Genomic DNA, 20247 nt, shown 5'->3' with positions numbered 1-20247 from the left:
ACGCCTTTCCCGCAACGGAATTGAGTCATCCGGAGCTCGCCATACCTTTGGTTCGACCAAAAGAGATGCTAGACTTGTGCTACGGCCTTCTCGTTCCTCCAGGAGAGAGGGGCCGCCGGGGCAGGGGCGTGCCGCCGCCCCTGCCCCACCACCCCGCGCACAACCGGCCGGCGCGTCTCCGCGAGCGCCCCCCGGTACACCTCGACGGTCCGCGCGGCGGAAGCGCGCCAACTCATCCCGCGCGCGTGGCGGACCGCCGCCTCCCCCATCGTCTCCACCACCTCCGGGTGCGCCGCGAGCCACCGCAGCCGGCGCGCGTACTCCACCGGGTCGTGACCGGGCACCAGCAGCCCCGTCACCCCGTCCCACACCGCCGTCGGCAGCCCGCCGACCGCCGCCGCGAGCACCGGCGTCCCGCACGCCTGCGCCTCCAGGGCCACCAGACCGAACGACTCGCTCCGCGACGGCACCACCAGGACGTCCGCCGCCCGGTACCAGTCCGCGAGCCGCGCCTGCGGTACGGGAGGGCAGGGCCGCAGCACGTCCGTGACGCCCAGCTCCTCCGCGAGCCGCCACGCCGTCCCCTCCCGCGTCGCCCCCGAATGCCCGCCGACCACCGGCACCAGCAGCCTGCGCCGCAGGTCGGGCGCCTCCCGCAGCAGCTCGGCGACCGCCCGCACGAGCACGTCCGGGCCCTTCAACGGCTGGATGCGGCCCGCGTACAGCGGCACGAACGCGTCGGCCGGCAAGCCCAGCCGGGCCCGCGCCGCCGCACGCCCGTCCCCCCGGTGGAAGGTCCGCAGATCGACACCGGGCCGTACGACCTCGGTCCGTCCCCCCTCCGCCCCGTACAGCGAACGGAGCGCCTCCGCCTCGTCGGCCGTGTTCGCGATCAGCCGGTCCGCCGCCGCCACCACCTGGTGCTCGCCGCGCACCCGCAGTTCCGGCTCGGGGGCGTCGCCCTCCGCCAGCGAGGCGTTCTTCACCCGGGCCAGGGTGTGCGCGGTGTGCACGAACGGCACCCGCCACCCCACCGAGGCGATCCGGCCCGCCTGCCCCGAGAGCCAGTAGTGCGAGTGGACCAGGTCGTAGCGCCGCTCCTCCTTGAGCAGGGCCAGCGAGAACGGCACGACCAGGTCGGGCATGGCCTCCTTCGGCAGCGGCCCGCGCGGCCCGGCGTGCAGGTGCCGGACCCGCACCCCCGGCGCCAGTTCCACCAGCGGGGGCCGCCCCTCCCCCCGGCAGCGGGTGAACAGGTCGACCTCGGCGCCCTGTTCGGCCAGGGCCCGGGAGAGTTCGACCATGTAGACGTTCATCCCGCCGGCGTCCCCCGTCCCTGGCTGGTGGAGCGGGGAGGTGTGGACGCTGAGCATGGCGACGCGCAGGGACACGTGGAGCTCCTCGGAAGTGGGGGGCCACGTGCCCCTGCGCGTCGCTCGCGCGCACGGTCACGCGGCAGGGTGGGGGTCGGACACGAAGGACGGGGACGTACTCGACTGCTCAGTTGCTCAGTTGCTCAGTGGTCGAAGGGTGAGTGGGTGGGCGGTGGTCAGGCGGTGGGTACTCGGGCGGGCGGGGGTCACTCAGGCGGGCGAGGTCCTCAGAAGCCGAAGACCGGGCCCGACGGCGGCGCCAGCCGCGTCCCCGGCAGCGGCGCCGACAGCGCCTGCCAGTCGACCGGCCGACCCGGCACCGCCTGGAGCGCCGCCGCGAGCCGGTCGGCTCCCTCCGGCATCACCGGCCGCGCCCACGCGGACAGCGCCGAAGCCACCGCCAACTGCGCGGCGAGCGCGGGGAGATGACGGCAGGACGTACTGGGCCGGCACCGCTCGTGGGCGTTCACATGGCCGAAGTCGGCCACCGAGCGGACCATCTCGTCGAGGACGGCGACCGCCCGCCGCGGGTCGAACGCGTCGGGACCGTACGCCTCCCGCAGATCGTCCACCCCCCGGTGCAGGCGCCGCTCCAGGACCTCCCAACCGGTGCCGCCGGGCAGCGCCTGCGGGGCGAGACCGGCGCACTCCTCCCGCACCGACGAGAACAGCCGCGACAGCCAGCTGTTCCAGATGTCGTCCAGCTCCCGGCGCGCCGCCGCCAGCCGCTCCCGCCGGAAGACCGTCCGGCGGCCCAGCGGGCGCGCCTGGAGGACGTGCCGGCGCAGCGTGTCGGAGCCGTACTCGGTCAGCAGGTCGAGCGCCCAGACGTTGCCCTCGCGCACGCCCTCCTCGATGACGTACGACTCGTTCACGTTGAAGTCCTGCGGCAGCTTGACGTCCTGCGCGAGGAGCAGCACCGGCAGCAGCACCGCGTGGCAGAAGGCGTGCCCGAAACCGCAGAAGTGGATCGCCCGGCGCGGCAGCGGCCCCTCCGTGTCGTAGCCGAAGAGGTGCATCGCCGCCGCCTCGAAGCAGCCGTCGATCCGGTGGTCGGGGAAACCCTCGACCGGCACCGGCAGCCCCCACTCGGCGGGATGGCCCACCGCGATGTCCGGCAGCCCGTCCTCGACGAGCGACTCGCACAGCGCCGCGAGGCGCGGCGGCAGGCCCGCCGTCGCCCAGTACTCGGCGAGCGTCTCCCGGAACGGCTCCAGGGGCACGTACAGCCGGCGGCAGCGGCGGGCCACCGCCGGGGTGTCGCAGACGGCGCAGCGCGCCGAGACGAGGTCGCCGCCGTCGTTCGGCCGCGCGCACTCGTGGCACATGCCGCCGTCGCTGGCCGCCCCGCAGTGGGGGCAGGTGCCCGTGGCGTGCGCGCCGTACAGCCAGCGGTCGCACGGTTCGCAGTACGGGAGCAGCCTCGTCCGCGGGGCGATGACCCCCTGCGCGAACAGCCGGGCGAAGAGGTCCTGCACCCACCGCGCGTAACCCTTGTCCCGTCGCGGGCGCACGATGTGGTCGAACTCCACCCCCGAGCGCAGCCAGTCCGCGGTGATCGCGGCCCGGTACCCCTCCGCGACCTCCTCCGGCTTCCGGTTGTGCCGCAGGGCGCGGACCTCCACCGAGCTCGCGTGGTCGGCCGTACCGGTCGTGAACCGGACCGCCTCCCCCTCCGCCCGCAGGAAGCGCGTGAGGACGTCGGCGGCGACGTACGGCCCCGCGAGATGGCCGATGTGGAGTTCGCCGTGGGTGGCGGGCGGAGTCGCGGTGATCCAGACGGGGGTGCTCATGGGACCTCCTTGACGCGGGTGGTGCGGTGGGCTTCGGCGGGGTTCGGGGGGTTCGAGGGGGCTTCGGCGAGGTTTTCTTCACAGCGGGATCCGCGCGGCTCGCGGCGGGGTTCGGCGGGGTTCGCGCGGGGTTCGCGCGGGGGTTCAGCGGGGTTCGAAGTGGAACGAGCGGATGAAGCAGTCGCGCGGCTGCTCGACGGCGTACACGATGCATTCGAAGAGGGCCTGGGTGGTCAGCTTCTCGTCCGGCGCCACCCCGTCCGGATTCGAGCCGTCCCATTCCGCGAACCGCGGGTCCGACGTCGAGAAATCCGGCGGGAAGAGCGAGAACACCCGCACCCCGGAAGGCCGAAGCCGCCGCGACAGGATGTCCGCGAAACCCGCCTGGGCGCTCTTCGCCGCCCAGAACGCCTCGTGCGCGGCACCCGCCGTCGCCGCCGACGCGCCCTCGGCGTCCCGGACGGCCACCATGTTCACGATGTCCGGCCGCAGCGAACCCCGGAGCAGCGGCAGGAAGTGCTTCACCATCAGCACCGTGCCGCCCGCCGTCGACTCGATCGTCTCCACGATCTCCGCGTCGCTCGCGGCCTCCAGGTCCATGCCGTCCAGCCAGCGGGCCCCGTTGTTCACCAACAGGTCGACCCGGTCCGTCCGTTCGCCCACCCGTGCGGCGAACTCCCGGATCTCCGCGGGCCGGCTGAGGTCGCAGCCGAAGGCGTGGATGCGGTCGCGGGCCGACCCCATCACCTCCGTACGGGTCCGCTCGGCCGCCTCGACCGTCCGCGCCGAGACGTAGACCTCGGCACCGAGATGCGCGAATCCGACGGCGAGCGCGCGACCGAAATAGCGGGACGCTCCGGTCACGACGACACGCAGATTCTCGAATTTCATCTGTGCCTGCTCTCCCCACGGATACCGATTGCCGGTCCATTTCAGCGTGGCAGAGAAACCGTCGACCGGGCCTCTCAACAGCCCTGCGCATTCACGCCGTTGCGTGGATGCGCCACGGCACCTCCACGCATTCCAGCACCTCGGCCCGCTTCCCGTGCACGCTCACCCGGTCGTGCGCCGCGGAGACCGTCACCGTGCCCCCGGGCGTCCGGACCACCCCGCCCCCGGCCGGCACGACCGTCCCCTCCAGCGCCCCCGCCGCCGCCAGCGCCGCCGCCCCCGTCACCGCCAGCCCCGGGTGCCAACCCCCCACCGTCAGCGCCCGCACGGCCATCCCCCCGGGCCCCACCGTGATCACGGCGACCTTCGGCAGCGCGGACCGGGGGTCGTAGCCGAGCATCCGCGCGGCCTCCTCCCGCAACGCCGCCAGCCTGCGCTCCAGGTCCCCCGCCGGCAGCCGCGCGGCATCCACGAACACGTACGGGTTCCCGTACCTCACGACCGTCACGGGCACGCCGCCGACCACGTCGACGGGCCGGCCGGTGGGCAGCGTGCCCTCCGCCGCCGGCGACCTCAGGAAGCTCAGCGTGTACGCGTCCCCGTGCGGCTCGCACAGCACCTCGTCCCCGGTCGTCACCGACCGCACGACCACGGGCCCCCGCCTCCCGTCCGCCACCACGCACGCCAGCAGCGAATGCCCGCACCCCGCCCGGAAGTCGAACCCCCCGCCCGGCAGCGCCTGCACGAACCGGTAGTCGAGCCGGTAGTCGAGCCGGTACCGCCCCCGCCCGGCCCCGCGCCCGTACAACGCGATCTTCCCGATCCCCTCCCAGACCGTCCCGACCAACGCCCGCCGCACCCACGCCAACTCCCCACCCCCCACCAGCGCCCCCTCCGGCAGGTCCTCGACCCTGACCACAAGCGTCGGCCCGGGAGCCCCCTCAGCCCGCACGACGGTGCCGGGCACGACGACGCTGCCGCCACCGATGGTCCGCCGGCCCCGCCCCGCCGTAAGCAGCGCCCCGTCATGGGCCGCGACCGCTTGCGGGCCGCGCCCCACGATGAGCGGCACCCCACGCGGGGCGCCCCCCGCTTGCGGGCCGCGCCCCGCCCACCCCGTCACGGCCAACCGTCCCGCTGCGACAGCTCCCGCCACCCCCGTTGTGGGCAACCGCCCCGCTGCGACAGCTCCGGCCCACCCCGTTGTGGGCAACCGTCCGCCAGGGGCGGGACGGGCGGACGCGCGGACGCACGTGGTGGGTGGAGGGGCGGCGGGGTGGGCCGTGGGGGGTCAGGCTGCACAGCCGGTGGGGATGCGGAGGCCTTGGACGATGTCGGTCCAGAGTTCGTGGACGGCGAGGGCCCAGAGGGTTTGGGCGGTGTGGGGGGAGGGGTGGGCGAGGTGGCGGGCGAGGAGGCGGTGGACGCGGTCGGCGCGGAGCCGTCCGCCGAGGACGAGGCGCGCGGGGGAGAGGAGTTCGCGGACGGTGTCGAGGAGGGGGGTGCCGGGGGCGAGGAGGGCGGCGAGGGGGAGGGTGAAGGGTTGTTTGGGGCGCTGGAGGACCCCGGGCGGGAGGAGTTCGGCGCCGGCTTCGTACAGGGCCCGTTTGCCGGTGCGCGCGGCCAGGGGCAGCGCGCGGGCGTGGGTGACGACGGAGGGCTGGCAGAAGGGCATGCGGGCTTCGACGGCCCAGGCCATGGAGAGGTGGTCGACGCGCCGCAGGTGGTAGGCGGGGAGGCGCCAGCGGGTTTCGAAGGCGGTCATCGCGGTGAGCCGGTCCTCGCCGAGGGCTTCGGCGGAGCGGAGTTCCTGGGTGATGCGGTCGGCGGCGGAGCCCTGGTCGGCGATGAACGCCCGGTAGTGGGGGGTGTAGAGGTGTTCGCGGAGGAGCCGGGGGGCGGCGGAGAGCGCGTCGGCGTAGGCGGCGGCCCAGTCGGTGCCGGCCGGGGCGGCGAGTGCGGCGCGCATCCGGTCGTATCCGCCGAAGAGTTCGTCGGCACCGTCGCCGGTGAGCGCGACGGTGAAGCCGTTCTCGCGGACGGCGCGGAAGAGGGCGTACGTGGAGAGGGTGATGGGGTCGGCGTTGGGCTGGCCGAGGTGGCGGACGGTCCGGGTGAGGAGGGAGCCGAGTTCGTCGGGGTCGACGGCGACCTCGTGGTGGACGGTCCGGGCCCGGCGGGCGACGGAGCGGGCGTACGCGGCTTCGGAGCCGGGCCAGCGGCCCCGGTAGGTGAGGTGGAAGGTGTGGAGCGGCGGCGCGTCGGTCTCGCGGGCGTGTTCGGCGGCGAGCGCGGTGACGAGGCCGGAGTCGAGGCCGCCGCTGGTGATGGCGCAGACGGGCACTTCGGCGCGGGCGAGCCGGCGGACCTCGTGGCGCAGCACGTCCTGGGTGTCTCCGGCGGGTGTCGCGCGGTAGGTGCCGCGGCGGCGTACGACGGGTGCGGCGCCGGGCCGTACGAGGGCGGTGGCGCCGGGCGGCAGGACGCTGACGCCGTCGAGGGCGGTGTGGGTGGCGAAGGAGGTGCGGGTGGCGAGGACGGTGTCGAGGGAGTCCTCGCGCGGGGAGATCCGTACGCCTTCGAAGGCGAGGAGGGCGGGGATCTCGGAGGCGAACCGGGTGGAGCCGTCGTACGGGTCGTGGTGGAGGTGGATGGGCTTCATGCCCATGTCGTCGACGGCGAGGACGAGTCGGGTGCTGCCGGGGCGCAGGTCGAGGACGGCGACGGCGAACATGCCGTCGAGGTGTTCGGCGAACGCGGGCCCGTACTCGGCGTACAGCGCGGGGAGGACGGTGCCGTCGCAGAGGTCGGGGAACCGGTGGCCGCGGGCGGCGAGGGTGCGGCGCAGTTCGGCGTGGTTGTAGATCTCGCCGTTGAGCACGGCGAGGACGCCGGGCAGGTGGGGCAGCCGGTAGGGCTGCTGTCCGCCGCACGGGTCGGTCACGGCGAGCCGGTCGCAGCCGAGGGACCAGCCGGGTCCGCTGAGCACCTGGTGCTCGTCGGGTCCGCCGTGCCGTTGGCGGGCGGAGACCGCCGCGAGTTCGGCGGGGTCCGGTCGGTCCGCCCCCGCGGCGAAGGAGCCGAGGATCCTGCACATACCGGTCACCCTCCAAGCACGTCGCTTCACTTCACCCGGTCAACTCAATGATTTGAATCTACCAAGTTTTTGAATGGCGCGTAAGTGCCATGTCCAGTTCACGCCACGAGTCGGCCTTGCGACACCCCTCGCCGCCCCAACAGGCTTGCCTCATGGAGGACTTCAACCGGACCGCCCCCGAATCCCTGCTGGTCGTCGCCGCGCACCCGGACGACATCGAGTTCTGCGTCAGCGGCACGGTCATGCAGTGGGTCGAACGCGGCACCCGCGTCACGTACTGCATCGTCACGGACGGCGGCGCCGGCGGTTACGACGAACGGCTCCCCCGACAGGCGATGGCGGACCTGCGCCGCGCCGAGCAGGTCCACTCCGCGAAGCTCAGCGGCGTCGCCGACGTCCGCTTCCTCGGCTACCCCGACAGCTTCGTCGAACCCTCCGTCGCCCTCCGCCGCGACCTCTGCCGCGTCATCCGCGAGGTGCGCCCCCAGCGGGCCGTCATCCCCTCCCCCGAGATCAACTGGGCCCGCGTCGCCGACCTCCACCCCGACCACCGCGCCGTCGGCGACGCCTGCCTCCGCGCCGTGTACCCCGAGGCCCGCAACCCCTTCGCCCACCCCGAACTGCTCAAGGACGAGGGCCTGGAGCCCTGGACCGTCCACGAACTCTGGCTGATGACCGGCCCCACCCCGAACCAGTACGTCGACGTCACCCCCGTCTTCGACCGCAAGGTCGAGGCCCTCCGCATCCACACCTCCCAGACCGCCCACTTCGACGACCTCGCCGGCCTCCTCCGCACCTGGCTCGGCGAGCACGCCACCGCGGCCGGACTCCCCGCGGGCCGCATGGCGGAGGCGTTCCAGATCGTGCACATCGACTGACGGGAGCCCCCTCGGCCGATGGCGGGAGCCCCCCCTCGACCGCCCCGTGGAGCCCTTGTCCGCGCCCCCGCCCCATGAGACCGTTTCGCTCAACTGACGGAGAATCAGGGGGGATTCACACCATGGCAGTCGAACCGATGGACGGCGACCGGGCGTTGATGGACCAGTACGCACTGCCCTGGATCGAGGCGAACGAGGACCGCTCGTCCGACGCCGACGATCACCTCCGCGGCTACCGGTCCTCGCTGGAGGGCGACGGGGCCGACGCGACGAAGGCCGTCGAACGGCTCGTCTCCAGCGGACGCGGCGAAGCCGTCAAGGCGCTCGGCGAGCACTGGTCCCGCGTCAAAGCCTGCTTCGGGCAGACCACCAGGGCCGCCCTCGACATCACGAGCGAGATCCAGGCCTGCGGCGACACCATCGTCATCGGCAAGCACCGCGCCCAGGACATCGTCTCGTACCTCCGGAACATGAACCCCGACATCGGCACCGCCACCCCGGACGCCAAGCTCCAGCGGCACATCGACGTCGCCAGGGACGACCTGGAGTCCAACGTCACGACGACGCTCGGCGACGTCCGGGACGGCGCGAACCGGGCCCGGAGCACCGCGGACGTCACCGCCCTCAAGACCGTCCCCACCACCCTCGCCGGCCTGCTCGGCCGCGCCATCGGCGGCGACCTGGGCGGCAACCCGGGCAACGGCATCGACGGAGGGATCGGCGGCGGCATCGGCAACGGGATCGGCGGCGGCATCGGGAGCGGGATCGGCGGCGGCATCGGCAACGGCATCGGCGGAGGGATCGGCGCGGGCACCGGAGTCGCCGGCGCGGGCAGCCCGTTCTCCGGGACGAACGCGAGCAGCTGGAGCATCTTCGTCGACCACGACGAGCACAAGCGCGCCGCCGACGGCCTCGCCAAGGCCGCCGAACACATCCGCGGCGAAACCACCACCGCCCTCGCCCGCGCCCTCTACGACCTCGACGCGCTCGCCGCCGGCGGCTCCGTCGGCAGCGCCATCGCCGCCGAGTACACCCCCCTCGTCAACGACCTCGACCTCGCCACCCGCGCCCTCGCCGACCACCTCGACGGCCCCCTCCGCGACGTCGTCCGCACCATCTCCACCGACCAGCAGGACACCGACGACGACAACCGCGGCCGCTTCGACTTCTGGAAGAACTGACCGCTGCCCCAAGGCCCTTGCCGTCGGCCGGCGGTCGCGCTCACCGGTCGTCGGCGGTCGCGGTCGCCAAGCCGTGGGCGCGCCCGTCAGGGCGGCGGTCGCGCTCGTCAGGGCGGCCGTCGCGCTCGTCAGCCGGCCGTCGTGCTCGTCAGGGCGGCCGTCGCGCTCGTCAGCCGGCCGTCACGGTCGCCGGGGCCGGCCACGGACGGGGGCCCGGGCCCGTCGGGTGGGTGCCGGTGACGGCCATGACGACCGAGTAGAGGCTGGTCTCGGCGGCGATGAAGAGCCGGTTGCGCTTCGCCCCGCCCCAGGAGATGTTGGCGACGGCCTCGGGGACGCGCAGCCGCCCGATGAGGGTGCCGTCGGGGTCGTAGCAGTGCACGCCGTCGTTCATCGCCGCGGCCCAGAGGCGGCCCCCGTCGTCGAAGCGCAGGTTGTCGAAGCGCGCGTGCTCGCGCCGCGCCGCGTCGGCGAACACCTTCCCGTCCGACAGGGTCCCGTCCTCGCGCACGTCGAAGACCCGGATGAATCCCGCCCGGGTGTCGGAGACGTACAGCCGCTGCTCGTCGTGCGAGAACACCAGCCCGTTCGGCGCCCCGAACCCGTCGGCGACCAGCCGGACCTCGCCCGTCACCGGATCGATCCGGTACACGTTGTTGGCGCCGATCTCGCTCTCCGCCCGGTAGCCCTCGTAGTCGCTGGTGATGCCGAAGTCCGGGTCGGAGAACCAGATCGACCCGTCCGACTTCACCGCGGCGTCGTTCGGGCTGTTCAGCCGCTTGCCGTTCCACCGGTCCGCGAGCACGGTCACCGTGCCGTCGTGCTCCGTCCGCGTCACCCGCCGGTTCCCCTGCTCACAGGTCACCAACCGGCCTTCCCGGTCGAGGGTGTTGCCGTTCGTGTGCCCGGCGCCGCGGCGGAACACCGCGACCGCGCCCGTCTCCTCGTCCCAGCGCAGCATCCGGTCGTTGGGGATGTCGCTCCACACCACCTGCCGCCACGCGGGCACGTAGATCGGCCCCTCCGCCCAGCGGCAGCCCGTGTACAGGACCTCCAGCGCGTCGTCCCCGTTCATGCAGCGCCCGCTGCGGAACCGGTCGTCGAACATCTCGTACAGCCCAGGGTGTTCGCCGCTCATGAACCCTTCCCCTCCACCGTTCCGCCGACATCCCGCGCGGGCCGAACCTCATCCCGCTCACAGCGAAGATTGCAGGATGAGCTACGGTCACCACAAGGCAACACCGAATGGAGAGTTGTGGATCACATCGATCGCGTCCTACTGGCCCGACTCCAGCAGGACGCCACCCAGTCCTACGCCGCCCTCGGCCAGGCCGTCGGCCTCTCCGCCGGCGCCGCCCACGAACGCGTCCGCAAACTCCGCGAGCGCGGCGCCATCCGCCGCACCGCCGCCGAGGTCGACCCCGCCTCCGTCGGCAGCGCCGTCCTCTCCTACGTCATGGTCGACTCCACCTCCTGGATGGGCGACTCCGCCGACGCCTTCGCCGCCCTCCCCGAGATCCTCGAAGCCCACGTCATCGCCGGCAGCGCCTCCGTCCTCGTCAAGGTCAGGACCACCAGCACCGAGCACCTCCAGGACGTCCTGCGCCGCATCTACGCGATCGACGGCGTCAGCGGCACCCAGGCCACCGTGGTCCTCGAAACCTTCTTCGAACGCCCGCTCTCCCCCCTGCTCCCCGACGAGGCCGGGCCCCTGCTCCCCGACAAGGCCGACGACTGACCCCGGCCCGACCCACGGACCCCCGGCGATCGGCCCCGGCCCGACCCACCGCCCCGGCGACCGGCCCCGCCGTGACGCACCGACCCGACGACCGACCCCGCGCCGTGACGCACGGACCCGGTCGCCGGTTCTCACGCCTCCCGGCTCAGCGGCGCCAGAACAGGTGGTGCGTCACCCCACCGCGCGGGCTGGGCACGGCCTCGTGCTCGAAGCGGTCGTACAGCTCCTCCGGCGACTCCCACAGCCGCGCCCCCGACCCGAGTTCCACCGGCGACACCGCCACGTGCAGCGTGTCCACGAGGTCCGCGTCCAGGAACTCCCGGACCGTGGTCGCCCCGCCGCCCAGCCGGACGTCCTTCCCCTCCGCCGCCTCCCGCGCCATCGCGAGGACCTTCGCCGGCTCCTCGTCCACGAAGTGGAACGTCGTGTCCGAGAGCGTGAACGACGGCCGCAGGTGGTGGGTCATGACGAACACCGGCGTCCGGAACGGCGGCTCCTCACCCCACCACCCCTTCCACTCGTGGTCCGTCCACGGCCCCCGCTGCGGCCCGAACTTGTTCCGCCCCATGATCTCCGCGCCGATGTTCCGCGCGAAGTCCCGCGTGAAGTAGTCGTCCAGCCCTCTGCTGCCCCCGCCGTCCGTCCGCATCGGCCAGCTCGCCGTCGCCCCCGCCCACGCGAACATCTCCGCCGGCTCCGCATGCCCGAACGGCCGCTCCAGGCTCTGCCCCACCCCCGCCCCGAACCCGTCGCTCGACACCATGAAGTTCACGACCCTCAGCAACTGCTCCACGTACGTCCTCCTCCTGGACTCCCGACCGCGGTGATACCGCGCCGTCGGCGACTCCCCGCGACGACTCTCCGGGGACTCCAGGACCGACTCCCGAACCCACCGGAACTCATCGGCAGCCTCGGCCTCGGTCGCCTCCCGCCCGATCGCCCTCCCGCGCCGGCGGCGCGGCCCCCGATTCCCCGCGTCGGCGACCCCGCCCTGCCTAGGATCGCCGCATGACCACTCAGCGATGCTCCTCGTCCCTGTCCCTCTGGTCCCGGGACTCGTTCCTGTCCGTCGGCTCGGTCGGCTCGACGCTCTCGGTCGGCTCCGTCGGCTCCTTCCTGTCCGTCGGCTCGGTCGGCTCCGCCCTCTCCATCGGCTCCGTCGGCTCCTGGGCGAGCGCCGGCTCCCTGCTCTCCGCCTGCTCGACCTGGTCCGTCCTCTCCTGGCGCTCCCACCGCGGTGTCCTCGCCGCCGGCGCCACCCTCGCCCTCGCCGGCACCCTCGCCGTCACCGCCGCCTCCCGCCGCCGCACCCTCTGAAACACGTCAGAGCGTCTCGGCCACGCCGGGGCGGAGGGTGCGCAGACGGCCCGCGAGGTCGGGGGCGGCGAAGGCTTCGGTGATGCGGGCGGGGTCTTCGGCGAGGTGGTCCCAGGAGTCGAAGTGGAGGGGGATGACGGTACGGGCGCCGAGGGCGCGGGCGAGGGCGGCACCCTCGTGGGCGCTCATGGAGAAGGCGCGGTCGCCGGTGGTGGGGAAGTGGGCGTCGCCGAGGTGGAGGAAGGCGGTGTCGACGGCGAAGCGGGCGCCGATCTCGTCGAGGGCGTCGTGGCGGACGGTGTCGCCGGAGACGTAGAGGGTCCTGCCGTCGTACTCGACGACGAAGCCGGTGACGGGTCCGGTGACGTGCTCGGTGCCGGCGGGTCCGTGGCGGGCGGGAGTAGCGGTCACCGTCACGGTGGTGCCGCCGGCGGTGATCCTCCGGCTCTCCCAGGGCGCGAGGCCCTCGACCCGTCCCCTCGTCCGGCCGTCGTCGCCGAGGCGTTCGGCGGCCTCGGGGGTGGTGAGGACCGTCGCCGCGCGGCCGAGGACCTCGCGGCCGGTGCGGTCGAGGTTGTCGGCGTGCTGGTCGTGGGAGAGGAGGACCAGGTCGACGGGCGGCAGTCGGTCGGCGGCGAGCGCGGGTCCGGCGGTACGCCGGAGGGGGCGGGCCCCCGGGTAGTCGGCGGGGGCCGGGTCGAAGGCGGGGTCGGTGAGGACGGTGAGGCCGCCGAGGCGGAGGAGGACCGTCGCCGTCCCCACGTACGTCACGGTCGCGGGCGCGGACCCGGTCTCGGCCGCGGGCGCGGACCTGGTCTCCGCCATCGGCTCGGTCTCGGTCTCGGTCTCGGTCTCGGGAAGTGTCATGACCGGGCCGCCGTGTCGATCTTGGCTTCAAGGGCGGACAGGAGGCTCTGGAGGAGCTCGACGGTGAGCTCGTCGGTGAGGTTGCCGTCGGCGTCGAAGCGCTCGTGGGAGCGGAAGACGTGGACCTCGGGCTTCACGACGACGTCGTTGTCCGTGCAGACGAGGATCTGACGGAGGGCGAGCTGGGCGCGGACGGTGCCGAACGCGCCCGGGCCGGCGCCGAGGATCGCGGTGGGCTTGTGGCGGAGGGGCAGGCCTTCGGTGCGGGTCCAGTCGGTGCTGAGCCAGTCGAGGGCGTTCTTGAGGACGCCGGGGACGGAGTAGTTGAACTCCGGTGTGGCGATCAGGAGTCCGGCGGCCTCGGTGACGCGGCGACGGAGCTCGTTGACGGCGGCCGGGCGCAGTTCGGGGGTGTCGAGGTCGAGGTCGTACGGCGGGAGGTCGCGCAGGCCGTCGTAGATCTCGATCTCGTGGGCGCCGGAGTTGAACTTCTGTGCCGCGCGCAGCAGTTGCGTGTTGCGCGAGTCGGCGCGGAGTGAGCCGGAGATGGCGAGGATCGTGGACGCGGTCATGGGAACCCCCCAGTTCGTCGGGTGAGCCGGCGGGTGCCGGGCTCGACAACCATGAAACTAAACAGGTCGGTTCAGTCTGTCAACCAAACGGTTCAGTCTTGACAGTGAACTGAATGGTGTAGTTCATTCGATGCATGGCCTCTCCCGTGATCGCCCCCGCGCCCGTCGCCGCCGCCACGACTGCCACGACCGCCGGGACCGCCCCGGCCGCCGCCCCCTCCCCCCGTCCGCGGACCGTCGCCCGCGTCGCCCGCCCCCTCCTCACCCAGGAGGGCGCGGGATTCCCGGTCCGCCGCCCCTTCCCCACCGAGGCCCCCGCCCTCGCCGCCGAGGTCCCCGCCCTCGCCGCCGAGGTCCCCGCCCTCGCCGGTTCGCCGACCGGTGAACCGATCGGCGAACCGGTCGCCCGCAGCGGCCCGTTCGTGATGAACATCGCCGCCGAACTCCGTCGGGCCGAAACGGACTTCAGGCGCGGCCTGATGGGGCGGATGCCGGTATGACCGCCCTGTCGACGCCCGCACGTACCGCCGCTCCACGCGGCGGGACCAGGACCGGGCTGCTCCTCGCCGCGCTCGCCGCTCCCGCGGCGATGGGCGTGTCGGGACCGAGCCTCGCCCTGCCGGAGGCCGCCGGTGAACTGGCGGTCTCCCCGGCGTCGGCGGCGTGGCTGATGACGGCGTACGGGCTCGGCATGGCGGCCGGCACCCCGCTCCTGTCGGCCACGGCCGGCCGGTGGCACGGCCCCGCCGGTGTCATCCGCGCCGCCGCCGTCCTCGTCGTCCTCGGCGCCCTGCTGGTCCTCGTCGCCTCCGCCCTGCCCCTGGCCGTCGCCGGGCGCACCCTCGAAGCGGCGGGCGCGGCGGGCCTGAACGTCGCCGCCTTCCAACTCGCCGGCCGCGACTCCACGGGCCGCATCCCCGGCCTCGTCGCCATCGGGAGCGCCGCGGGCGGCACCGCCGGCCTCTTCGCCGGCGCGGCCGTCGCCGGCGCCCTCGGCTGGCGCGCCGCCCTGGTCCTCCCCCTCCTCAGCCTCCTCGCCCTCCTCCCGGCCCTCCGCCTGGCCGAACAGAGCCGGGAACCCCGCTACCTCCCGTCCCCCACCCCGTCCCCCACCCCGAGCCCCACTCCCGCGCCGACTCCCCGCAGCACCCGCGGCGCCGCCCCCTGCGTCACCCCCGGCGTCACCCCCGGCGTCAGAGTCCCGCCCACCCCCACGGCCACCCCCGCCCCCACCGGCCCCCTCCCCCTCGACGTCCTCCGCAACCCCCGCTTCCGCGCCGCCGCCGGTCTCATGCTCGCCGTCTCCACGGTCAACTTCGCCCTGATGTACGCGGCTCCGCGCCGCGTCGCCGCCCTCACCGGCTGGAGTTCGGTGCAGACGGGCGCGGCCGCCTCGCTGGCGGCGCTGGCCGGGGCCCTGCTGTCGTGGCTGCTGATCCGGTCGGCGCTGGTCCTGGGAGCGCCCCGGGTACGGGTCGTGCTCGCGGTGGGCGCACCCGCCGCGCTGGTACTGGCGGTCACCGCGCCCTGGCCGGCCGCCGTACTCGTCGGCTCGGGGGTGAGCTCCCTCGTCACCGCCGCCGGCCAGGGGCTGCTCACCGGCGCCGCGACCGGCGGCCTTCCGCCGGCCCGCCACGGCCTCGCGATCAGTCTCTTCAACCTGGCGTTCCTGACGGGCGTGGCCGCCGGCCCGGCCCTGGCGGCCCTGGCACTGCCGACGCCTTGAGCAACCCCCGTAAGCAACCCAGTAAGCAACCCGTAAGCAACCGCGAGCCCCCGCCCGTCGATCGCCCAGCCCAGCCGCCGCCCTGCCCCGCCCCCACGCCTTTGCAGACCAAACCGTTCAGTTCATATACTGACGGTTCCCCCTCACCCCCCGTCATCACCCCCCGTAATCCCCCGTCATCACCCCCCGTCGTCACCCCCGTAAGGACACCCCATGGGAGCCGGAGCCGAGACCCAGGACGCCGTCGACGAGTACGGCATCCCGATCATCCCGGACCCCGCGGACGCGGCCTCGCGCAAGCGTCAGGCGATCATCGACGCGGCGCTCGCGGAGTTCCTCGCGGAGGGCTACTCGGCGGCGTCCATGGACGCGATCACGCGCGGCTCGGGCGTGTCGAAGGCGACGATCTACAAGCACTTCGGCAGCAAGGAGCGGCTGTTCCTCGCCGTCATCGGCGGTGTGCTGCCGAAGACGTACGCGGATCTGGAGCCGTCGAACTCGACGATCGCCGAGGCGCCCGACCTGCGGGCGGCCCTCGTCCGGCTGACGACCGACTGGGCGCGGATCCTGCTGCGGCCGGACATCATGTCGCTGCGGCGGCTCGTGATCGGCGAGATCGACCGCTTCCCGCAGCTCGGGCAGCTCTGGTACCGGGTGAGCTACGACATGAACAACGGGCCGCTCGTCGAGGCGTTCACCGAGCTGAACGCGCGGGGCGTCCTCGACGCGCCCGACCCGGCGCTCGCCGTGCAGCAGTTGGTGGCGGCGACGCTGGGCGTGCCGCAGCTCGTGCGTACGTTCTCGCCCGACGCGGAGATCGACGACGCGGAGCTGACGCGGGTGATCAGCTCGGGAGTGGATCTGTTCCTGGCCCGGTACGCGCGTTCCTGAGGCTCCTGATCCACGCCCAGGCCAGCAGGGCGGCCGCCCAGCCGCCGGTCGTCAGGAGCTGGGTGCGGCTGGCCGCGTCGCCGAGCATGAAGAGCAGCACGGCGCCGATGCCCGCGAGGGCGAGGAAGGACCGTGCGGAGGGTCCGTGCAGCCGCAGGTGCGAGGCGGCTGTCAGGGCCCAGACGAGCAGGATCGCGGCGCCGATCGAGTTGAGCAGGAACGGGAAGACCGTCCGCGGCCAGAGCAGGCTGAGGACGACCGACACGAAGCCGAAGGCGGCGGAGGCGAGGACGGCCGCGTAGGGCACGCCGGTGCGCAGCCGACCCAGGGCGCGGGGCGCGTCGCCGCGCCCGACCAGGGCGTACAGCATGCGGGAGGAGCCGTAGATGTTGGCGTTCATCGCCGACAGGAGCGCCACGAGCACCACGGCCTTCATGACGTCGGCGGCTCCGGGGACGCCGATGCTGTCCATGACGGCGGCGTACGGGCCTTCGGCCACGCCGGGCGCGTTCCACGGGACGAGGGTGACGATCACCGCCATCGAGCCGAGGTAGCAGACCGCGACCCGCCACATGACCGCGCGCACGCCCGCCCGCACCGCGCGGACCGGGTCGTCGGACTCGGCCGCCGCGATCGTCACGGCCTCCAGGCCGCCGAAGGCGAACACCGCCGCGACCATCCCGACGGCCACGCCGTGCCACCCGTGCGGCAGGAACCCTCCGGCACCGGTGAGATGGCCGGCGCCGGGCGACGGGTGACCGGGCAGCAGGCCCGCGACCACGACGGCGCCGAGGACGAGGAACCCGCCGATCGCGGCGATCTTCAGCCCCGCGAACCAGAACTCCATCTCGCCGAAGTTCCGCACCCCGGCGAGGTTGCTCACGGTGAACACGCTCATGAACACCGCCACCCACGCCCAGCCGGGCACCCCCGGCACCCACCCGGCCACGATGTGCGCCGCCCCCACGGCCTCCGCCGCGACGCTCACCACGAGCAGCGCCCAGTACATCCAACCGGCCAGCAGCCCGGCCCACGGCCCGAACGCCCGCCGCGCGTGCTCCGCGAACGCCCCCGTCACCGGCCGCGCCGCCGACATCTCCCCCAGCATCCGCATCACCAGCACCGTCAGCACCCCGGCCAGCGCGTACGCCACCAGAATCCCCGGCCCCGCGGCCGCGATGCCGAACCCCGACCCGACGAACAGCCCGGCACCGATCGCCCCGCCCATCGCGATCATCGCCAGATGCCGCTGCCGCAGCCCCGCCCCCAACTCCCCCGTCAACGCTTCCCCCGTACGTCCCACGCCGCCCGGACCGATTTCCGGACGATCAGCGCAGGAGCCTGACGCCTCCCCCGACCACGAGCAAGCCCCTCCCGACCCTTGAGACATCCCGAGAAGCGACGAGGACTTCCTCGACTTCGGCTTCCTGGAGGAGCAGGAGCGGTCCGGCCGGTGAACTACCTCGCCGACACCTCAGCCGTGTGGCGGCTTCTCCGCCGACAGGTCGGCGAGCCCTGGCCGGGCCGCGTGGCACACGGCCAGGTCTCCATCTGCCCGCCCGTCGAAGCGGAATTGATGCGCGCCCTGCGCTCCGACCGCGACAACGAGCCGTTCACCGCCATGCTGAACCAGACGTTCACCTGGGTCCCCGCGCCCGAAGACCCCTGGCCCAAGGCCATCGCCGTTCAGCGCGATCTCCTCGCCGTCGGACACCATCGTGGACCGTCGCCGACGGACATCCTGATCGCGCTCACGGCCGAGCAGCACCACCTGACCCTGCTGCACGTGGACGACGACTTCACCGCCATCGCCAAGGTCCGCCCCGGCATCGGCATGGTCCGACTGCTGCCCGACGCCTGACCTCCGGCGCCAGGACACCGGGGCACGGGCGTTGATCGTCTGTTGGTGGGTTGTTGGAGGGGAGCGGGAGGCTGAGGGCGGTTGCTCCGGCACGGGGGTGCGGGGCAGCCCGTCACGCCGACACCCTTCAGGAATCGAGGATCCGCACGTGAAGTTCAAGACGCCGATGGTCCGGCTCGGATTCGTCGCGGCGAGCGCCGCTCTCGCCCTGGGCGCGTGGGCCGCTCCCGCCCAGGCCCACCCCTGGGCCGATTGGATCGGCTACGGGCAGCCGAACCCCCGGGAAGGGGTGGCGTGCTTCCAGGACCTCTTCAACGACGTGTGGTGGCAGACCGGTTACCACCCGATCGCCGAGGACGGCGTCTTCGGCCCGGACACCGACGGCGCGATCAGGGCGTTCCAGAAGTGGAAGCGCCTGAGCGCGGACGGAATCGTGGGGCCGGAGACGGGCACCGCGCTCCTCAACGCGACCAACTGGGACGACGGCGGCGCCTGCGACTACTACATCCCCAGCTACTAGCCGCCCTTTCACCGGTGTTCCTCACACCGTTCGGGGTCACACCGTCCGGGGTCACACCGTCCGGGGTCACACCGTTCGCGGGTCACACCGTTCGCGGGTCAGACCGTTCGCGGGTCAGACCGTTCGCGGGTCACACCACGAGCCCCACCGCCAGCGCCGTGATCAGGGCCCCCGAGGCGAGGGCCGTCGTCAGACGGCCCCGGGGGCCCGTGACGAGGTGGCCGAGGAGGGTGCCGCCCGTGGCGAGGAGGAGCTGCCAGCTCGACGAGGCCGCGAAGGCCGCGACGACGAAGGCCGTCGCCTCGGCCGCGCCCGTCGTCGAATGTCCGCCGAGGACGAGGGCGGCGAAGTAGACCACCGTCATGGGGTTGAGCACCGTGATCCCCAGGAAGCCGAGGAACGCGCGCCGAGGGGCCGGCGGCGGGGCCTCCGCCGCCTCGGGGCCCGAGCGGTACGCGCGGACCGCCGCCCGGACGGAGCGGACGGCCAGGACCACGAGCACCACGGCCGAAACCCACCGCAGGGGGATCGTCACCGGCGCGATCAACGGCACCAGCGCCGCACCGCCGACCACCGCGACCAGCGCGTACAGCCCGTCCGCCGCGGCGATGCCCAGCGCCGCGCTCGCGCCCGTACGCCACGGGGAGCACGCCGCGACCGCCACCAGGTGGGCGCCGACCGCGCCCACCGGGATCGCGATGCCGTAGCCGGCCAGCAGGCCGGCCACCACCGCCCCGCCCGTCACGCGACGGCGGGGATCGCGCATCCGGTGGAGTCGGACTTCTGCTGTCGGCGGTAGTCCGCCCCGTCCTTCGTGCGGGTCAGGAACCCGCCGGTCACCAGGTACCGGCGCAGCGCCGGGAAGTCCTCGTGCACCGTGCTCAGCGCCTCGTTGACCTCGCGCTCGCGGTACGTCCGGTCGGACTCGAACAGCGTCTCGGCGAGGTGCGCGAGCAGCGCCTCACGGCGTGCGGGCCTGCGCGGGATCGCCTTGAGTCGCCCGTCGGCGGAGAACAGGTCCGCGACGGGTCGGGAAGGATGACTGGTCATGCCCGAGAGGGTGGCGCCCTACGCCCCCGCCCCGCAAAGCATTTTCACTTCGGTTCGGGCCGCACGACCACGTTCACGGCGTCCTGGATCTGCGGGATGACCGACGGCATCCCCGCCTCCTGGAAGAACGGCATCGCCTTCGCCACGAACGCCTCGAAGTGCGCCCGCGTCTCGAAGAAGTCCACGATCCGCCACCCCCCGGTCCCGTCCGGCCCCGCCGAGTGCGCGATGAACCCCTCCGGCGGGAACCACTCCGCCCCCTGGATCAGCTGCGTCGTCCTCTCGTACTGCTCCTGCGTCCCGCCGGGAATCTCCAGGGTGACGACGACGCCCTTCTTCAGCTCCATGCTCTCGCTCCTGTACGTCCGGGGAAGGGTCCCGACCAGCACACCAGCCACCCCCCACCCCCGCACGGCGACAGCCCCCGAACGAGCGATCCCGACGCTTCCACCTGACGGAAGCGGCCAATTTCCCCGGGCGGAGCCGAGGTTG

General features: G+C 73.5%; 22 protein-coding genes. 9 read left to right on the top strand and 13 right to left on the bottom strand.

The annotated features are described in order from the left end of the window. Positions 1-68: 68 nt before the first annotated feature. The 5 genes from mshA to asnB all read right to left on the bottom strand — a co-directional run bounded on the left by mshA (position 69) and on the right by asnB (position 7154). A complete protein-coding gene (gene mshA, locus ACIQFX_RS36025) occupies positions 69-1373 on the bottom strand; it encodes a D-inositol-3-phosphate glycosyltransferase (RefSeq protein ID WP_402472144.1) in 1305 nt (434 codons plus the stop codon). Positions 1374-1600: 227 nt separating this feature from the next. Further along, the gene (locus ACIQFX_RS36020; RefSeq protein WP_402472100.1) at positions 1601-3166 is read right to left on the bottom strand and encodes a class I tRNA ligase family protein; all 1566 of its coding nucleotides are present in this window, start codon (positions 3164-3166) and stop codon (positions 1601-1603) included. Between the two features lie 144 nt (positions 3167-3310). Beyond that, positions 3311-4057, bottom strand: coding sequence for an SDR family oxidoreductase (locus ACIQFX_RS36015; protein WP_376484556.1), 747 nt, complete (start codon positions 4055-4057; stop codon positions 3311-3313). Between the two features lie 91 nt (positions 4058-4148). Further along, positions 4149-4916, bottom strand: a complete 768-nt coding sequence (locus ACIQFX_RS36010) for a hypothetical protein (RefSeq protein WP_402472097.1) — start codon at positions 4914-4916, stop codon at positions 4149-4151. 432 nt (positions 4917-5348) lie between these two features. Then, positions 5349-7154: an asparagine synthase (glutamine-hydrolyzing) gene (gene asnB, locus ACIQFX_RS36005; protein WP_402472094.1), complete on the bottom strand. Its 1806-nt coding sequence runs from the start codon at positions 7152-7154 to the stop codon at positions 5349-5351. Between the two features lie 152 nt (positions 7155-7306). Between asnB and ACIQFX_RS36000 the strand changes: the two genes are divergently transcribed. After that, complete coding sequence (locus ACIQFX_RS36000) at positions 7307-8032, top strand: PIG-L deacetylase family protein (protein ID WP_402472092.1); 726 nt, start codon at positions 7307-7309, stop codon at positions 8030-8032. Between the two features lie 122 nt (positions 8033-8154). Continuing rightward, on the top strand, positions 8155-9213 hold the full coding sequence (locus ACIQFX_RS35995; RefSeq protein WP_402472091.1) for a hypothetical protein: 1059 nt from the start codon (positions 8155-8157) through the stop codon (positions 9211-9213). A gap of 169 nt (positions 9214-9382) precedes the next feature. Here the strand turns inward: ACIQFX_RS35995 and ACIQFX_RS35990 are convergent, their stop codons facing one another. Next, entirely contained in the window at positions 9383-10351 is a 969-nt protein-coding gene (locus ACIQFX_RS35990; protein WP_402472089.1) for an SMP-30/gluconolactonase/LRE family protein, read from the bottom strand. Positions 10352-10468: 117 nt separating this feature from the next. On the opposite strand from ACIQFX_RS35990, the gene ACIQFX_RS35985 reads away from it, so the two are divergent. Then, the gene (locus tag ACIQFX_RS35985; protein ID WP_402472087.1) at positions 10469-10951 is read left to right on the top strand and encodes an Lrp/AsnC family transcriptional regulator; all 483 of its coding nucleotides are present in this window, start codon (positions 10469-10471) and stop codon (positions 10949-10951) included. Between the two features lie 145 nt (positions 10952-11096). Here ACIQFX_RS35985 and ACIQFX_RS35980 read toward each other — a convergent pair whose 3' ends face one another. Beyond that, positions 11097-11744: a dihydrofolate reductase family protein gene (locus ACIQFX_RS35980; protein WP_402472086.1), complete on the bottom strand. Its 648-nt coding sequence runs from the start codon at positions 11742-11744 to the stop codon at positions 11097-11099. A 215-nt stretch (positions 11745-11959) separates the two neighbouring features. Between ACIQFX_RS35980 and ACIQFX_RS35975 the strand changes: the two genes are divergently transcribed. Continuing rightward, on the top strand, positions 11960-12268 hold the full coding sequence (locus ACIQFX_RS35975; RefSeq protein WP_402472083.1) for a hypothetical protein: 309 nt from the start codon (positions 11960-11962) through the stop codon (positions 12266-12268). A 6-nt stretch (positions 12269-12274) separates the two neighbouring features. On the opposite strand, the gene ACIQFX_RS35970 is transcribed toward ACIQFX_RS35975, so the two are convergent. Continuing rightward, positions 12275-13135 carry an MBL fold metallo-hydrolase gene (locus ACIQFX_RS35970; RefSeq protein WP_402472081.1) on the bottom strand — a complete coding sequence of 287 codons (861 nt, stop codon included), beginning with the start codon at positions 13133-13135 and terminating at the stop codon, positions 12275-12277. Continuing rightward, positions 13132-13707 (bottom strand): NADPH-dependent FMN reductase, encoded by a 576-nt coding sequence (locus ACIQFX_RS35965; RefSeq protein WP_402472078.1) that lies wholly within the window; start codon positions 13705-13707, stop codon positions 13132-13134. Before ACIQFX_RS35965 ends, ACIQFX_RS35970 begins: the two co-directional genes overlap by 4 nt. A 134-nt stretch (positions 13708-13841) precedes the next feature. On the opposite strand from ACIQFX_RS35965, the gene ACIQFX_RS35960 reads away from it, so the two are divergent. The 3 genes from ACIQFX_RS35960 to ACIQFX_RS35950 all read left to right on the top strand — a co-directional run bounded on the left by ACIQFX_RS35960 (position 13842) and on the right by ACIQFX_RS35950 (position 16324). After that, entirely contained in the window at positions 13842-14207 is a 366-nt protein-coding gene (locus ACIQFX_RS35960) for a pirin-like C-terminal cupin domain-containing protein (RefSeq protein ID WP_402472076.1), read from the top strand. Beyond that, the gene (locus ACIQFX_RS35955; protein WP_402472073.1) at positions 14204-15433 is read left to right on the top strand and encodes an MFS transporter; all 1230 of its coding nucleotides are present in this window, start codon (positions 14204-14206) and stop codon (positions 15431-15433) included. The genes ACIQFX_RS35960 and ACIQFX_RS35955 overlap by 4 nt, the downstream gene beginning before the upstream one ends. 213 nt (positions 15434-15646) lie before the next feature. Continuing rightward, positions 15647-16324, top strand: a complete 678-nt coding sequence (locus tag ACIQFX_RS35950; RefSeq protein ID WP_402472070.1) for a TetR/AcrR family transcriptional regulator — start codon at positions 15647-15649, stop codon at positions 16322-16324. On the opposite strand, the gene ACIQFX_RS35945 is transcribed toward ACIQFX_RS35950, so the two are convergent. Continuing rightward, the gene (locus tag ACIQFX_RS35945; RefSeq protein ID WP_402472068.1) at positions 16278-17714 is read right to left on the bottom strand and encodes an amino acid permease; all 1437 of its coding nucleotides are present in this window, start codon (positions 17712-17714) and stop codon (positions 16278-16280) included. The genes ACIQFX_RS35950 and ACIQFX_RS35945 overlap by 47 nt on opposite strands. 63 nt (positions 17715-17777) lie before the next feature. On the opposite strand from ACIQFX_RS35945, the gene ACIQFX_RS35940 reads away from it, so the two are divergent. Further along, on the top strand, positions 17778-18185 hold the full coding sequence (locus ACIQFX_RS35940) for a PIN domain nuclease (RefSeq protein WP_402472066.1): 408 nt from the start codon (positions 17778-17780) through the stop codon (positions 18183-18185). A gap of 148 nt (positions 18186-18333) precedes the next feature. Beyond that, complete coding sequence (locus ACIQFX_RS35935) at positions 18334-18705, top strand: peptidoglycan-binding protein (protein WP_402472064.1); 372 nt, start codon at positions 18334-18336, stop codon at positions 18703-18705. Positions 18706-18835: 130 nt separating this feature from the next. On the opposite strand, the gene ACIQFX_RS35930 is transcribed toward ACIQFX_RS35935, so the two are convergent. The 3 genes from ACIQFX_RS35930 to ACIQFX_RS35920 are packed head-to-tail and all read right to left on the bottom strand — an operon-like array spanning position 18836 to position 20102. Then, positions 18836-19471, bottom strand: a complete 636-nt coding sequence (locus ACIQFX_RS35930; protein ID WP_402472061.1) for a LysE family transporter — start codon at positions 19469-19471, stop codon at positions 18836-18838. Continuing rightward, positions 19447-19755: a DUF2087 domain-containing protein gene (locus ACIQFX_RS35925; RefSeq protein ID WP_402472059.1), complete on the bottom strand. Its 309-nt coding sequence runs from the start codon at positions 19753-19755 to the stop codon at positions 19447-19449. The genes ACIQFX_RS35930 and ACIQFX_RS35925 overlap by 25 nt, the downstream gene beginning before the upstream one ends. A gap of 44 nt (positions 19756-19799) precedes the next feature. Then, on the bottom strand, positions 19800-20102 hold the full coding sequence (locus tag ACIQFX_RS35920) for a hypothetical protein (protein WP_402472057.1): 303 nt from the start codon (positions 20100-20102) through the stop codon (positions 19800-19802). Between the last annotated feature and the right edge of the window lie 145 nt (positions 20103-20247).

Source organism: Streptomyces sp. NPDC093089, assembly GCF_044754405.1.
In the GTDB taxonomy this organism is placed as follows: domain Bacteria; phylum Actinomycetota; class Actinomycetes; order Streptomycetales; family Streptomycetaceae; genus Streptomyces.
This window is presented reverse-complemented; position numbering and strand designations above follow the sequence as displayed.

Coding starts and splice junctions, on each gene's coding strand:
- ACIQFX_RS35960 (WP_402472076.1), top strand. CDS start 13,842: ATGGCCTCTCCCGTGATCGCCCCCGCGCCCGTCGCCGCCGCCACGACT.
- ACIQFX_RS36020 (WP_402472100.1), bottom strand. CDS start 3,166: ATGAGCACCCCCGTCTGGATCACCGCGACTCCGCCCGCCACCCACGGC.
- ACIQFX_RS35975 (WP_402472083.1), top strand. CDS start 11,960: ATGACCACTCAGCGATGCTCCTCGTCCCTGTCCCTCTGGTCCCGGGAC.
- ACIQFX_RS36000 (WP_402472092.1), top strand. CDS start 7,307: ATGGAGGACTTCAACCGGACCGCCCCCGAATCCCTGCTGGTCGTCGCC.
- ACIQFX_RS35925 (WP_402472059.1), bottom strand. CDS start 19,755: ATGACCAGTCATCCTTCCCGACCCGTCGCGGACCTGTTCTCCGCCGAC.
- ACIQFX_RS35995 (WP_402472091.1), top strand. CDS start 8,155: ATGGCAGTCGAACCGATGGACGGCGACCGGGCGTTGATGGACCAGTAC.
- ACIQFX_RS36015 (WP_376484556.1), bottom strand. CDS start 4,057: ATGAAATTCGAGAATCTGCGTGTCGTCGTGACCGGAGCGTCCCGCTAT.
- ACIQFX_RS35930 (WP_402472061.1), bottom strand. CDS start 19,471: ATGCGCGATCCCCGCCGTCGCGTGACGGGCGGGGCGGTGGTGGCCGGC.
- asnB (WP_402472094.1), bottom strand. CDS start 7,154: ATGTGCAGGATCCTCGGCTCCTTCGCCGCGGGGGCGGACCGACCGGAC.
- ACIQFX_RS35965 (WP_402472078.1), bottom strand. CDS start 13,707: ATGACCGCGTCCACGATCCTCGCCATCTCCGGCTCACTCCGCGCCGAC.
- ACIQFX_RS35970 (WP_402472081.1), bottom strand. CDS start 13,135: ATGACACTTCCCGAGACCGAGACCGAGACCGAGACCGAGCCGATGGCG.
- ACIQFX_RS35920 (WP_402472057.1), bottom strand. CDS start 20,102: ATGGAGCTGAAGAAGGGCGTCGTCGTCACCCTGGAGATTCCCGGCGGG.
- ACIQFX_RS35990 (WP_402472089.1), bottom strand. CDS start 10,351: ATGAGCGGCGAACACCCTGGGCTGTACGAGATGTTCGACGACCGGTTC.
- ACIQFX_RS35945 (WP_402472068.1), bottom strand. CDS start 17,714: ATGTCTCAAGGGTCGGGAGGGGCTTGCTCGTGGTCGGGGGAGGCGTCA.
- ACIQFX_RS35950 (WP_402472070.1), top strand. CDS start 15,647: ATGGGAGCCGGAGCCGAGACCCAGGACGCCGTCGACGAGTACGGCATC.
- ACIQFX_RS35955 (WP_402472073.1), top strand. CDS start 14,204: ATGACCGCCCTGTCGACGCCCGCACGTACCGCCGCTCCACGCGGCGGG.
- mshA (WP_402472144.1), bottom strand. CDS start 1,373: ATGCTCAGCGTCCACACCTCCCCGCTCCACCAGCCAGGGACGGGGGAC.